Source organism: Enterococcus sp. AZ179 (assembly GCF_050498885.1).
GTDB classification, from domain to species: Bacteria; Bacillota; Bacilli; order Lactobacillales; family Enterococcaceae; genus Enterococcus_D; species Enterococcus_D entomosocium.
The window spans coordinates 1,868,951-1,883,723 of record NZ_JBMHEO010000001.1; the positions used below are offsets into that span (position 1 = coordinate 1,868,951).

General features: G+C 46.1%; 12 protein-coding genes and 1 other annotated feature. Of the genes, 9 read left to right on the top strand and 3 right to left on the bottom strand.

The window, feature by feature from the left end; all coding sequences use genetic code 11:
- Positions 1-60: 60 nt before the first annotated feature.
- Positions 61-765 carry a helix-turn-helix domain-containing protein gene (locus IGI88_RS08875; RefSeq protein ID WP_008376141.1) on the bottom strand — a complete coding sequence of 235 codons (705 nt, stop codon included), beginning with the start codon at positions 763-765 and terminating at the stop codon, positions 61-63.
- A 329-nt stretch (positions 766-1,094) separates the two neighbouring features.
- Entirely contained in the window at positions 1,095-1,916 is an 822-nt protein-coding gene (locus IGI88_RS08880; protein ID WP_429960361.1) for an SHOCT domain-containing protein, read from the bottom strand.
- 182 nt (positions 1,917-2,098) lie between these two features.
- On the opposite strand from IGI88_RS08880, the gene IGI88_RS08885 reads away from it, so the two are divergent.
- The 5 genes from IGI88_RS08885 (at position 2,099) to IGI88_RS08905 (ending at position 9,527) form a co-directional block, all read left to right on the top strand.
- Positions 2,099-3,205, top strand: coding sequence for a GntR family transcriptional regulator (locus IGI88_RS08885; protein WP_086316829.1), 1,107 nt, complete (start codon positions 2,099-2,101; stop codon positions 3,203-3,205).
- Between the two features lie 4 nt (positions 3,206-3,209).
- A complete protein-coding gene (locus IGI88_RS08890; RefSeq protein WP_429960362.1) occupies positions 3,210-4,805 on the top strand; it encodes a xylulokinase in 1,596 nt (531 codons plus the stop codon).
- A gap of 19 nt (positions 4,806-4,824) precedes the next feature.
- On the top strand, positions 4,825-5,520 hold the full coding sequence (locus IGI88_RS08895) for an L-ribulose-5-phosphate 4-epimerase (RefSeq protein ID WP_194199299.1): 696 nt from the start codon (positions 4,825-4,827) through the stop codon (positions 5,518-5,520).
- Positions 5,521-5,539: 19 nt separating this feature from the next.
- A complete protein-coding gene (araA, locus tag IGI88_RS08900) occupies positions 5,540-6,964 on the top strand; it encodes an L-arabinose isomerase (RefSeq protein WP_034878099.1) in 1,425 nt (474 codons plus the stop codon).
- A 196-nt stretch (positions 6,965-7,160) separates the two neighbouring features.
- The gene (locus tag IGI88_RS08905) at positions 7,161-9,527 is read left to right on the top strand and encodes a phosphoketolase family protein (protein ID WP_016619665.1); all 2,367 of its coding nucleotides are present in this window, start codon (positions 7,161-7,163) and stop codon (positions 9,525-9,527) included.
- Between the two features lie 128 nt (positions 9,528-9,655).
- Here IGI88_RS08905 and IGI88_RS08910 read toward each other — a convergent pair whose 3' ends face one another.
- Positions 9,656-10,576: a LysR family transcriptional regulator gene (locus tag IGI88_RS08910; protein ID WP_005227268.1), complete on the bottom strand. Its 921-nt coding sequence runs from the start codon at positions 10,574-10,576 to the stop codon at positions 9,656-9,658.
- 126 nt (positions 10,577-10,702) lie between these two features.
- On the opposite strand from IGI88_RS08910, the gene IGI88_RS08915 reads away from it, so the two are divergent.
- From IGI88_RS08915 to IGI88_RS08930, 4 genes are all read left to right on the top strand, one after another.
- Positions 10,703-11,857, top strand: a complete 1,155-nt coding sequence (locus IGI88_RS08915; protein ID WP_005227269.1) for a cobalamin-independent methionine synthase II family protein — start codon at positions 10,703-10,705, stop codon at positions 11,855-11,857.
- 126 nt (positions 11,858-11,983) lie between these two features.
- Positions 11,984-12,218: a binding site (T-box leader), on the top strand.
- 308 nt (positions 12,219-12,526) lie between these two features.
- Complete coding sequence (locus tag IGI88_RS08920) at positions 12,527-13,171, top strand: amino acid ABC transporter permease (protein WP_005232226.1); 645 nt, start codon at positions 12,527-12,529, stop codon at positions 13,169-13,171.
- A 12-nt stretch (positions 13,172-13,183) separates the two neighbouring features.
- Positions 13,184-13,816, top strand: a complete 633-nt coding sequence (locus IGI88_RS08925; protein WP_005227272.1) for an amino acid ABC transporter ATP-binding protein — start codon at positions 13,184-13,186, stop codon at positions 13,814-13,816.
- 13 nt (positions 13,817-13,829) lie between these two features.
- Positions 13,830-14,633 carry an amino acid ABC transporter substrate-binding protein gene (locus tag IGI88_RS08930; protein ID WP_005232224.1) on the top strand — a complete coding sequence of 268 codons (804 nt, stop codon included), beginning with the start codon at positions 13,830-13,832 and terminating at the stop codon, positions 14,631-14,633.
- Positions 14,634-14,773 lie beyond the last annotated feature (140 nt).

A 14,773-nucleotide genomic window follows, 5' to 3' on the forward strand; every position in this document is an offset into this window, starting at 1 on the left:
ACGCTTCGAATGTGCAACGGAAACCTGCACAAGAAAAAAACGTTTTCTTGTGCAGGTTGTTTAATTGCTCTGATGGGTGAACTGATCGATCAATAAATAGCAAAGCAGCAGATCATCCATATTTTTTAAATTTAAGCGCGTCAGTGTTTGAAACTTATCGATCTTATATAGGAGAGAATTCCGATGCATGAACAGTTCTTTGGCTGTGGAGCTTGCATTGCCTTGATTGCGCCACAGGGATTGAATGATCGTTTCGGTCTCTTCTTCAAACCAATCTAGATATAAGGTACGAAACAAGGAAATATACTCGGAAAAGCCATTGCGAAAAAGAGAAAAGACCACTTTGGGCAGATCCATACTTTTACTGGTGGTTTTCGTTTTTAACTCATTTTTGAACAGGGTAGACTCACTTGCCCATAAGGTAGTGAAATCGTGGCGCGGATGATGGAAGGGACCGACGAACAGCTGAGAATAGCAGTCGAAATCCATATCCAAAGCCACGAATAAGCCGTCGAGATCTTCGATGGGTAAATTAGTGTCGTCTTGTTTTTCTACGATCACCGCATGGTCTTCGGTGAGGAAAAAAAGATCCACCACGCTAGGGAGCATTTGCTGGATCTCTGCGAGCCATTCGGATTGCAAGGAGTCAATGGTTCGGGTGAAATGAACTTGCAGCATTCGGACCCACGTTTGGTCTTGAACGGGCTGATGTTCAAATAAAATCGGATACCATGGATGGTTTCGGTTATCGATTTCTGGTTGCAAAGAGCCGTTTCCCAGTTGGATCAGCAGTTTTTCACTGTCACTTAATTGGTCAGTTGGCAGCCAAATATATTTTTTGCCGAAAGCGATGGATTCGATGTCCTTCGTTGTGGATACTTTGTCATGCAGCGTTGCCTGGGGGAAACGCGCTTTGATGTCATTAAAAGAAAAAATGAGAAAGACCTCCTTTGAGATACTCTACGTATTCTTCATTTAGTATAGCATGTTCTAAAAAAACCGTTCAAAATTTTCCCAGAAAAAAGCACAGCCCTTCACCGAAATCTCTGCCTTTGCATGGCAGGAGGACTGCTTTTTTCCCGAAGCGATGGCTTCTATAATCCTAACAGTTGTTTTTTCTTTAAGGCAAATTCTTCTTCAGTCAAAATTCCTTCATCGACCAACATTTTCAGTTCGCGAAGATCAGCAATGACCTGTTCCGTCGGGGTTACAGTTGCTCGCGGGGGCAGTATCGCATGCTTACGGGGGAAGTTAGTGAGATAGCGCTGTATGATCCGAGCAATCAGCAGGTCTTTTTCGGCAAAGCAAAGGGAGTGGTTTGGTTCCGTCCTTCTGCGAGAATGGGTTTCTCTGATTGCCCCGCCGCCAATATACAGTTCCAAGAAGCCATTGCCTTTCCAAAGACCAGATTCGGCAACTTCTTTCAGACTGACACTGGTGATCTGGGGAATCTGCAAAACCTGCTTTTCTTTCTTTTTGTAGTCGATGATCGTGAGGGTATCTTCTGCGATGATCCAAGCATCACGATAATGATAAGACAGTAATTTGATTTTACCAGCCTCTTCATCCACGTAACTTTTGGCTGATTGTCCGCCAAGTGCTGCCAAATGATCCGTTAAAAATTCATAGGCTTTTTGGGCATCGATTCGATTGGTGAAATAAAGCAGATGAGAATTACCTGGTACCTGCAGTCGGAGGTAGTCCACTAAGAGACCTTTGCCTATATGTAATTCCACATCGGCAATTTTTGCCATGGGAATCTTTTCATCCGGGATTTTTGGATGGGTGTTGTTTATCCAGACGCCTTTTTTCGTAATGAACCAACGACAGCTGGCATCATGTCTGCGATTCTCTCGATATTTTTTTGAATACAGAATAATGGGTTCCTCGTAGGTTTCATTAGGTGTTCTCGTCAAAATACTTACCTCCTTAAACGTAATAAGTAATATTTTATTCAATTATACAACAAATAGCGTTTTTATTCGTTTTATTCTGATGAAAATAAGGGTATTTTGTCGTTTTCCTTCTTTTCGTTATGGTTTTTTAGAAAAAAATCCCTAGCAGCAATTGACAAGGAAGCGGTTTCTTGGTATCTTAGATGTACGGACAACTTTTGAAAGATGGGGTAAAAATGGCAAATAAGTACGAACAACTAGCGGATATCTTAAGAGAAAAGATCCGCTTAGGCACCTATCAAGAAGGCGATGCGATCCCTTCAGAAGCAACCTTACAGGAAGAATTTCATTATAGCCGCCACACGGTGCGCCAAGCGATCGCTGTTTTGGTCAATGAAGGCTATTTAAGAAAAGAACGGGGCTCAGGCACCTACGTTTCAAAACCTGAGACTGTCAATCATAAAAACCGCAAAACGATTGGGATCATCATGACCTATTTGTCTGATTATATTTTCCCATCGATCATGCGTGGCGTGGAGCAGACATTGCGGGAGCAAGGCTACTCACTGCTTTTAGGCTCAACCAACAATGACCATGAGCAAGAAAGAGCGTGCTTGCAGCAAATGATGGATCAAGGGGTAGACGGGTTGATCGTTGAACCAACTAAGAGCAGCCAATACAACCCGAATCTTGCCTATTATGTCGCACTCCAAGAAGCTGGGATTCCTCTCGTCATGATCAATGCCTATTACGAAGAACTAGACTTGCCGCATATTTGTGTCAACGATACACGTTCTGGGTTTTTAGCAACCAATTATCTATTAGAACAACAGCATCAGCAGTTGATGATGATCACGAAAATCGATGACTTACAAGGGAAATATCGGATGAAAGGGTTTGTCAAAGCGTTGACCCAAGCCAAGCGGACGTTTGCAGCAGAAGACGTCTTGACGTATACGACGGAGACGAAAGAAGCCGTTATTGAACAAGCGATCCAGCGCTTGACGGCTGCCGATAATCAAGTCACAGGCATCGTTTGTTACAACGATGAGATCGCGCATCGTTTGATTCAAGCATTGACGGCTGCTGGGAGGAACGTTCCTACTGATTTTTCGATCGTAGGAAACGATGACTCGCCCCTTAGCACCTTGTCCACACCGACGATCACCACACTGACTCACCCGAAAGAAGCGATGGGGGAATTGGCTGCACAATGGATCACTACAGGGAAGGCAACAGAAGCACAACGCTTTTATTTTGAACCAGAGCTGATCGTTCGCGGTTCAGTCAATAACCAAAAAGGAGAGTAAGAAGATGACGCAACAAGTAAGGCAAGCAATTATTGACGGGCGCACGTCTCTTGGGATCGAGCTAGGCTCGACACGGATCAAAGCCGTCTTGATCGATGAACAGTTTCAGACGATCGCTTCCGGCAGTTTTGAATGGGAAAATCAATTGGAGCAAGGGATTTGGACCTACTCGCTAGAAGCGATTTGGCAAGGACTGCAAGCCAGCTACCAAGAGTTGGCGCACAATATCCAGCAGCAATTCGAGGTACCTTTGACGACGATCGGCAGTATCGGTTTTTCTGCAATGATGCACGGCTATATGGCCTTTGATCAGCAAGGCACGCTGTTGGTCCCTTTTCGGACATGGCGCAATGCAATCACGGAAGAAGCAGAAAAAGCTTTGACGGCATTGTTCCAATACAACATCCCGCAGCGTTGGAGTATCGCGCACTTGTATCAAGCGATTTTGAATCAAGAAGCTCACGTACCAGAGGTCGCTTTTTTCACTACCTTAGCCGGCTATGTCCATTGGCAGCTGACAGGGGAAAAAGTTATCGGAATCGGTGATGCATCTGGGATGTTCCCAATCGATAGTACGACAAAAAACTATGATGCGAATATGCTGCAGCAATTTGATGCGCAAATCAGCAGTCAGGGGTATCCTTGGCAGATCAAAGACCTTTTGCCACAAGTGTTGACAGCAGGCGAACCAGCCGGCACATTGACGGCAGAAGGCGCAAAAAAACTCGACCCAACCGGTACCTTGCAAGCCGGCATCCCGTTATGTCCGCCAGAAGGCGATGCGGGCACTGGCATGGTTGCCACGAATAGTGTGGCACAGCGAAGCGGGAATGTTTCAGCCGGGACGTCGGCTTTTGCCATGATCGTCTTAGAAGAACCCTTAACGCAAGTGTATCCAGAGATCGATTTGGTCACGACGCCTTCTGGTGATTTGGTGGGGATGGTCCATACGAATAACTGTACCTCGGAGATCAATGCCTGGGTCAAACTTTTCCGCGAATTTGCCGACGCAGCTGGAATGAAACTTTCCACGGAAGAATTGTTTGCGACCTTGTTCAACGAAGCATTGAAAGGGGATTCAGAATGTGGCGGGATGCTTTCTTATGGCTATTATTCTGGTGAAAATATCACTAAGATCCCTGAAGGACGGCCGCTTTTCGTCCGATCGCCAGAGAGTTCTTTTACTTTAGCAAATTTCATGCGCTTACATCTGTTTAGTGCCTTTGGTGCGATGAAGATCGGGATGAAGATTCTGGAAGCCGAAGACGTCGCCATTGATCGAATCGTTGGTCACGGGGGGATCTTCAAGACGCCAGAAGTTGCCCAACGTGTCTTGGCAGCTGTCATGGAAGCCCCAGTCACGGTCATGGAAACGGCTGGTGAAGGCGGCGCCTGGGGGATCGCCCTTTTAGCAGCATACCTTCGCCGTCACACGCCAGAACAATCCTTGGCCGCATTCTTAGCAGATCAAGTGTTTAAAAATGACCACGGCGTGACGTTAGCCCCAACGGACGCCGACATTCAGGGATTCACCGTCTTTACTCAACGTTACCAAGCAGGGTTGCCGATCGAGCAAGCGGCAATCGATGCGTTGATTTAAAAAGAAAGAAGGGAATTTTGTGTTAGAAGGATTAAAAGAAGAAGTCTTTCAGGCCAATTTGGCATTGCCGAAGCAAGGATTGATCAAATACACCTGGGGCAATGTGTCAGCAGTGGATCGCCAACAGCAGTTGTTTGTCATCAAACCTAGCGGTGTTGACTATGAAACCATGCAAGCCAGTGATATGGTGGTTTGTGATTTTGAGGGCAACGTAGTGGAAGGAGCAAAAAATCCTTCCTCCGATACGCCGACGCATGCCGTTTTATACAAAGCATTTCCAGAAATTGGTGGGATCGTCCATACCCATTCTACTTGGGCGACGAGCTGGGCTCAGGCAGGACTCGATCTGCCAGCGATGGGCACGACCCATGCCGATACGTTTTATGGAGCAGTCCCCTGTGCCCGCTTTTTGGCGCAAGCCGAGATCGATGAAGGCTATGAAGCACAAACAGGACAGGTGATCGTCGAAACCTTTAAGGAACGCGGCATCACGCCAGAAGAAATTCCTGGTGTCTTGCTTCACGGTCATGGACCGTTTACCTGGGGCAAAACGGCGGATGCGGCGGTGATGAACGCAGTGGTCTTAGAAGAAGTCGCCAAGATGAATTTTATCACGCGCCAGCTCAACAGTTACGCACCCGAATTGCCGCAGCGGGTCTTAGACAAACATTATTTACGCAAACATGGAGAAAATGCCTATTACGGGCAAAAATAACGAAAAAGGAGCAAGTAGAATGTTAGAAATCGGGAAAAAAGAATTTTGGTTCGTCGTAGGATCACAGCACTTATATGGAGAAGAAGCATTACAAGAAGTACGGGACCATGCAGAAGAAATGGTCAAAAGCTTAAATGACAGCTCAAAGCTGCCTTATCCAGTCGTTTTACAAGAACTCGCTGTTACTGCCGATACGATTACGAAAATCATGAAAGAAGTCAACTATCGGGATGAAGTCGCTGGGGTAATCACCTGGATGCACACCTTCTCACCAGCAAAAATGTGGATTCGCGGCACGAAATTATTACAAAAACCATTGCTGCACCTTGCCACTCAATACAATGAACAAATTCCATGGGAAACCATCGATATGGACTTTATGAACTTGAACCAAGCGGCTCATGGTGACCGAGAATACGGATTTATCAATGCCCGTTTGAAAAAGCAAAACAAAATCGTTGTCGGTTATTGGAAAAATGAAGCCATCCAAAAAGAAATTGCTGCTTGGATGGACGTGGCAGTCGGCTACAATGAAAGCTTCCAAATTAAAGTCGCTCGTTTTGGCGACAACATGCGTAACGTTGGGGTGACGGAAGGCGACAAAGTCGAAGCACAGATCCAATTTGGTTGGACCGTTGATTATTTTGGGATCGGCGATTTGGTACAAGTTGTCGATGCGGTGACTGACGAAGAAATCGATGCACTCTTTGAAGAATACAGCCAGCTGTATGATTTCGATTATGGCGATTACGACAAAGAAGAGTGGGCACGTCATGTCAAAGCACAAGCCAAACAAGAAATCGGTCTGCGCCGCTTCCTTGAGGCAGGCGGCTATACGGCATTCACCACGAACTTTGAAGACTTGTATGGTATGCAGCAGTTGCCTGGTTTAGCTGTACAACGCTTGATGGCAGAAGGCTATGGGTTTGCCGGTGAAGGGGACTGGAAAACAGCCGCTATTGACCGCTTGATGAAAATCATGGCTCACAATAAAGCGACTGGCTTTATGGAAGACTACACCTATGAGCTGACACCAGGAAAAGAAGCCATCTTGCAATCCCACATGATGGAAGTCGATCCGGTATTAGCAGCCAGCAAACCAAAAATCGTGGTTTCGCCATTGTCGATGGGGGATCGTGAAGACCCAGCCCGGCTCGTCTTTGACGGCCAAGGCGGCGAAGGTGTCGTGGTTTCGATGGCCGACTTTGGCACTCACTACAAATTATTGATCAATGAAGTCGATGCCTTTGAGCCAACTGAAGAAGCACCAAAACTACCGGTTGCACGAGTAATGTGGACGCCAAAACCAAACTTCCACGATGGCGTCAAACAGTGGATCGAAACAGGCGGTGGCCATCACACCGTTGTCTCACTTGTCTTAAATTCTGATCAGATCGAAACATGGGCGAAACTTGTAGGATTAGAATACGTAACGATCAAATAAGTACACAATCACAAAAGGAACCGTTGGCTATGCCGGCGGTTTCTTTGCGTTTTTCTTAAGCTTTCTTGCCTTCTGGCTGTAAAGTGCGGGCAAGCAAACCCTTGAAAGCACCAGCAATCAGCAAAATTGACTTTTAAATATAGGGGGCATAGACTTTTATGTAAGAGTGGAACAATGGACTAAAAGGAGGAGCACAATGAAGACAACCTACGATACACCAGAGTATTATCAGAAAATGAACGCTTGGTGGCGAGCAGCCAACTACCTTTCCGTTGGTCAGATCTATTTGAAAGACAATCCCTTATTGCGCCGCCCCATCGAAGAAAAAGACTTGAAAGTGAATCCAATTGGTCACTGGGGAACGATCGCCGGACAAAATTTTATTTACACCCATCTCAATCGCGTCATCAATAAGTACGACTTAAACATGTTTTATATCGAAGGACCGGGCCATGGCGGACAAGTCATGGTTGCGAATGCTTATTTAGACGGCAGCTACAGCGAGATCTATCCAAAAGCCACCCAAGACGAAGCAGGGATGAAACATTTATTCAAAACTTTCTCTTTCCCAGGTGGGATCGCTTCTCATGCGGCACCTGAAACGCCAGGTTCGATCCATGAAGGCGGCGAGCTAGGCTATTCCATCGCCCACGCTACCGGAGCTATTTTAGACAATCCCGATGTCATTGCAGCAGTAGTGGTCGGTGATGGTGAAGCCGAAACCGGACCGTTAGCGGGCAGCTGGTTTTCAAATACCTTTATCAACCCAGTCAATGATGGCGCAATTTTGCCTATCTTGCATTTGAATGGCGCCAAAATTGCCAATCCAACGATTTTGGCTCGTAAAAGCGACCAAGATCTCACGAAATATTTTGAAGGCATGGGTTGGACCCCTTATTTCGTAGAAGGGGACGATCCAGAAGCGGTTCATCCGCAATTGGCACAGAAGATGGATCAAGCCATCGAACAGATCCACGCGATCCAAGCAGAAGCCCGCAAAGGTTCTGCGGAAGAAGCCGCTATGCCTCATTGGCCTGTTTTAATCGTTCGCACACCAAAAGGGTGGACTGGACCGAAAGTCTGGGATGGCGAGCCGATTGAAGGGGGCTTCCGTGCCCACCAAGTGCCGATCCCTGTCAATGCGAAACATATGGAACACGTGGATGCTTTGACGGATTGGCTGCAGTCTTATCGTCCAGAAGAGCTTTTTGACGAAAACGGCCGCATCAACGCTGAGATTCAAGAATTGGCGCCAAAAGGGGAGCAACGGATGGCTGTCAACCCAATCACCAACGGGGGGATCGATCCGCAACCGCTACGCTTGCCAGATTGGCAAGCACATGCCATTGCGATTGAGACACCAGGGGAAACGACTGCCCAAGATATGATGGTCTTTGGGAAATTTGCCCGTGACATCATCAAAGAAAATCCTGACAACTTCCGCATTTTTGGCCCAGATGAAGCCAAATCCAATCGGTTGAACCATGTGTTCGAAGTCACGGACCGCCAATGGTTGGAGCCAAAACATCCTGATTATGATGAATGGCTGTCTTCAGTGGGCCGTGTGATTGATTCACAATTATCAGAACATCAAGCAGAAGGCTTCTTGGAAGGCTATGTGCTGACGGGGCGTCATGGCTTCTTTGCCAGCTACGAGTCGTTCCTAAGAGTCGTTGATTCTATGATCACGCAGCACTTCAAATGGTTACGAAAAGCCCATGATCTGGACTGGCGCAACCCGTACCCCTCATTGAATTTGATCGCTTCATCAACGGTCTTCCAACAAGACCATAATGGGTACACCCACCAAGATCCAGGGATCATGACCCATATTGCAGAGAAAAAAGCCGACTTTGTGCGGGTCTACTTGCCAGCCGATGCCAATAGCTTGATGGCTGTCATGGCTGAAACACTCGCTTCTGAAGAAAAGATCAATCTAGTGGTCTCTTCGAAACACCCACGTCCGCAGTTTTATTCGGCGGATGAAGCGAAAGTGCTTGTCAAAGATGGCTTGAAAATCATCGACTGGGCATCGACGGATGAAGGACAAGAACCGGACATTGTGATCGCAGCTGCCGGGACGGAACCGAATTTGGAAGCATTAGCTGCTGTTTCCTTGCTGATTGAAGCCTTCCCAGAGTTGAAAGTCCGCTTCATCAATGTGGTCGATCTATTGAAATTGCGTCGTCCAGAAGTCGATCCTCGGGGGTTGAGCAATGAAGCATTCGAAGCCTACTTTACGAAAGACAAACCGATCGTGTTTGCTTTCCACGGGTATGAAGGACTGATTCGCGACATCTTTTTTGGCCGTCGCAACCAACAGCTTCATATTCATGGGTACCGAGAAAATGGCGACATCACGACACCGTTTGATATGCGGATCCTTTCTGAATTGGATCGCTTCCACTTAGCCAAAGACGCCGCCGAATGGGTCTATGGAGAAAAAGCAACGGACTTTGCCAAAAAAATGGCAGACACCGTTGCGTATCACCATGACTTTATTCGAGAAAACGGCTATGATATCGCCGAAGTCGAAGAGTGGGAATGGAAACCATTGCGTTGATTTTTTCTCCACTACATCAGCGAAAGATAATTTAAGAACAGAAGAAGAACAAACAGTACAAAACGATCCGCAACAGGGTCGGCACGCCTTACCAAGGAAGCCCGACCGACTGTCTGCGGATCGTTTTTTTAAAAGACGTCGAAACCGTAATTTTTGATATGCTGTTTCAACAAGGCGAGATAGTCCAAAGCCATCTCACTCAGTTCCATTTTCTTGTGTTTGAGGTAACCTAGTGTCATCGCATCATCGACTTCCAAAGGAATCGCAACGATTTTTTCATCATTCAGCTCACTGCTGATGATCCCAGAGCTGATGGTATAGCCGTTGAGACCCACCATCAAATTGAAAATCGTGGCACGATCGCTGATGCGAATGTGTTTTTTGCGTTGTAAAGTGCTTAAGATCTCTTCAGAAAAGTAGAAGGAATTGGTTTCCCCTTGTTCGTACGACAAATAGGTATAAGGTTCCAAATCAGCTAATGTGATGCTTTTTTTCTGAGTCAGTGGATTTTCTCGGCCGATGAAGACGTGGGGTTTGGCTTCAAATAAAGGAATGAATTGCAGGTCTTTTTCGTGGATCAAACGGGTGAGGACCGTCGTGTTGAAATCATTCAGATAAATGACCCCCAATTCGCTCTTAAACGTCTGGATATCATCCAATACATTTTGTGTCTGGGTCTCCCGCAAGGTGAATTGAAATTCATCTTCCCCTAACTGTTTGACCAGTTCCACGAAGGCGTGGACGACGAAGGCATAGTGTTGTGCGGAAACACTGAAAACATGCTTGCGATGGCTGTCTTTGCGAAAGCGTTCGTCCAAGAGATTGACTTGGTCTAAAACATTTCGAGCATAGTTGAGAAAGGAACGGCCATCATCGGTCAAGGTCACCCCTAATTTACTGCGGTAAAACAGCTGCAGATCATACTCTTTTTCCAACTCTTTCATGGCTTGGGAGAGGGATGGCTGACTGATGAAAAGCTGTTTGGCGGCTTCATTGAAAGAGCCGGTCTCTACGATTTTTTCCAAATATTCAAGCTGCTGGATACGCATGGGAAGCAACCTCCTTTTTGTGTTATAGGTATTGCCTATGGAATATATAAGTTTATAAGTATTATCTATAGTATAAGATGTTTGCTAGAATAAATCTAACAATTTTGAAAACTTTGTATAGGAGGAATGGATATGGCAACAGACAAATTTCAGCTTGTGGGGTCATTGTTACGACCACAAGATTTATTGGACTACAAAAATCAAATCGAGCATCGGGAGGACATCCGCTACCCGTTTTATGATGCGTTTCCTGGCTACCAAGAAACGGAAGCAAAAGCGATCGCTGACATCATTGCAGCGCAAAAAGAACACGGCATTACAGTCATCACAGATGGCGAACACGGCCGCTCGATGTGGCACCTGGATTTTCTCTGGGGATTAAAAGGCGTTGAGCGCTATATCTCCGATCATGGGTATGCCTTTGAAGATTTGGACGGTGGACATTTTGAGACGCGTAAAGACATCGGCATCCGAATCACAGAACCATTATCTGGCAAAAACCATCATTACTTGACATTGTTTAAAGAAACCAAACGCCAAGCTGGCGACCTGCCAGTCAAGATCACCGTCTGGGGGGCTGCCCACGCCTTTACCGAGCTGACTGTCTTTAACGACCTCGTTGGTGAAGGTCAGGTGTATCCAACGAAAGAAGCCTTGCGGGAAGGGCTGCTTAACGCCTACAAGGAATTCTTGCAGGAATACCGAGAAGCCGGTGGTGAGATCGTTCAGTTCGATGATTGTTTATGGGAACTATTTGCCGAAGACAATGACAAGAGCTTCTTCACCCAAGGCAATGACGGCTTAGAAGCGTTAGCTGATGAATTCGTGGCGATCAACAACGAAGTCGCTGATTACGCCCACGAATTAGGATTAAAAGTCTGGACCCACAATTGTCGCGGCAATTACCAAAGCCGCGCGGCAGCCAGTGGTACCTATAAAGCGATCGCCGAAAAATTCTTGCGTGATCAGCATTATGACCGCTTTTTCCTAGAGTGGGACGATGACCGTGCCGGTGATATCTCGGCATTAGAAGCGCTGAAAGATCGTCCAGAAGTGGAAGTTGTCTTAGGCTTATTATCCAGCAAAACCGCCACATTAGACGATGAAGAGCGAGTGATCGCCTTATTAGACAAAGCCAGCCAAATCATTCCTAAGGAGCGGCTTTATCTTTCTCATCAATGCGGCTTTGCCTCTTGTGACTGCGGCAATGAGCTTTCGACTGAGCAGCAATGGGCAAAAATCAAGCAAGGGCAAGCCTTAGCTGAAGCATACTTCGGTTAAGCAGTTGCGTCTTCTTTTCCCTGAATCTTCCTCTCGAAATCGATGCATTAGACAAAGTTTCGAAAATTTCAGAAAAAATGTTTGACATTTTCTTTAAGAGCGAGTAAAGTAAGACACAACTTAATGAAACAGACATCGAAAAGAAGAGTAGCAAGGCTTGCTGTTTGAAGAGAGTCTCTGGTTGGTGCAAAGAGATAACGCATGGTTGTGAAACACATCTTGGAGTCGTTTTTCCGAAAGAAAAGTAGGAGAGACCGGGTTTGCCCGTTACAGCAGCAGTCATTGATTGATGACTTTCTGAGTTCAGTTGCTGTGAAGCACTGATAAACAAAGGTGGAACCGCGTTGATAACGTCCTTTAGCTGTAATGGCTAGGGGACGTTTTTTTTTCTCTTTTTTTGCGGCTCACCGAAAACCGAAAGTGGAAGGATCACAAAGACTGCACGAGGCCTTTTCCTGTGAAGGAAAGGCAAATTGAGGTGGAACCACGTATCTAGCGTCCTCTGGCAAATGCCAGTGTGCGCTTTTTTTGTTTTTCTTTTTTAGAAAAATGAAACTTGCCAGTTGCCCTCACCAGCCAACGCACAGCGCCACATAAGCGTCGGAGTAAGCCGTCGCTAAGCTGTTTTTCTGCCAAGCGAAATTGAAACCTATCAAGGAGGAAGTCACCATGTTTGAGTATTTAGTCAATGTTATGCCCCAACTAATTTCAGGAACCGGAATCACCGTTAAATTGTTCGCACTGACCTTAATCGGGTCCATTCCCTTAGGCATCTTGTTTGCCTTTGTTTTAGCCAGTCGCCTGCGTATTTTGAAATTGATCGTGCAAGTCTACGTTTGGTTGATGCGAGGAACGCCTTTATTGCTGCAGTTGATCTTCGTATTCTACGGTCTACCGATCTTAGGGATCGTCTTTGACCGCTTTGAAGCAGCCTTGATCGCCTTTATTATCAATTACGCTGCTTATTTTGCTGAGATTTTCCGTGGGGGGATCCAATCGATTCCAGCCGGACAATACGAAGCTGCGAAAGTCTTGCGTTTATCCCCAATCCAAACGATCCAAAAAATCATCATCCCACAAGTCGTCAAGATCACCCTGCCATCTGTCGGCAATGAAGTCATCAATCTTGTCAAAGACACATCCCTCGTCTACATCTTGGGCTTGTCAGACGTGATGCGAATCGGAAAAATCGCCATGGAGCGAGACAGTACCTTGCTTCCGTTAGTTGGGGTCGGCTTGATCTACTTGGTGATGACGGGCGTCTTCACGTTATTGTTAAAACAAATCGAGACCAAACTGGACTATTACCGTTAGGAGGAACCACATATGTTAGAACTAAAACAAGTATCAAAATCATTTGGCGCCAAAAAAGTCATCGATCAGCTAGACCTGACGATCGAAGACGGCAGTATCTTAGCGGTGGTCGGTCCTTCCGGTGGCGGGAAAACCACCTTGCTTCGGACACTGGCTGGGTTAGAAACGATCGATTCTGGAAGCTTTTTACTGGATGGCAAAGCCTTTGATCCCACCGATACAAAAGAACAAGAACAAGTCGTCGGTGTCGTCTTCCAAGACTTCCAATTGTTTCCTCACTTGTCGGTTTTTGAAAACATCACTTTGGCACCAAAAATGGTGCTAAAACAAGACAAAGCCGCGTATACAGCAAAAGCCGAACAGTTGGCAGAAAAACTAGGGTTAAGTGACCTATTAGCTCAATACCCCTTCCAGTTGTCCGGGGGGCAGCGGCAACGGGTGGCTATCGCACGAGCGATGGCGATGAATCCCAAAGTGTTGGCCTATGACGAGCCTACCAGCGCCTTAGATCCAGGCTTGAGACAGCAAGTCGAGCAGCTGATCTTGGATCTGAAAAAAGAAGGAGTGACCCAGATCGTGGTGACCCATGATTTGGTTTTTGCCGAAAATATCGGCGATCAATTATTAAAAGTAGCAGGAGAATAAGGGGGAGAACAAAATGAAAAAATTACTATTAACGGGAATCGCAGCAGCAAGTGTATTTTTGTTAGGGGCGTGCGGCAGCAGCAATGACACCACAACCAGTGCCGCTGACAAAGAAGAAGTGATCGTCGGCCTAGACGATACCTTCGTACCGATGGGCTTTAAAGACGACCAAGGCAACATCGTTGGGTTTGATGTGGATTTAGCCACAGCGATTTTGGATCTAACAGGAACCAAAGTCAAATTTCAACCAATCGACTGGTCCATGAAAGAAACCGAACTAAGCAATGGCACCATCGATATGATCTGGAACGGGTATACCAAAACCGCAGCTCGTGAAGAAAAAGTATTGTTTACAGATACTTATATGGAAAATAAACAAGTCTTGGTCACAGCGAAATCAAGCGGCATTACTAGCTTCGATGATATGGAGGGCAAAGTCTTAGGTGCCCAAGAAGGTTCTTCTGGTTATGAGACCTTCAATAACCAACCGGAAGTTTTGAAGGATCTTGTAGACGGCAATGACGCAACCTTGTATGCCAGTTTTAATGAAGCCTTTATCGATCTAGAAAACGGTCGGATCGACGGTCTTTTGATCGACCGCGTCTACGCAGAATATTATTTGACTCAAACAGGCAAAACCGATGACTTCAACGAAATCGAAAGCCCTTTTGAAGCAGAAGATTTTGCTGTAGGTGTGCGTAAAGACGATCAAGCCATGGCAGATAAAATCAACGATGGTTTGAAAGAATTGCAAGACAATGGTACCTTTGCTGAAATCTCTGAAAAGTGGTTTGGCGAAGACGTCACACCAAACTAAAAACAAGTCAACAAGAGGCACTGGCTGCTTAGCAGCTGGTGTTTTTTTCATCATTTAAGAAATTTTCGCGTAAATTCTAGCACCTAACCAAAATTTCTCACAGGAAAACTTTTGTTCGCCTTCTTTTTTCGTTATAATAG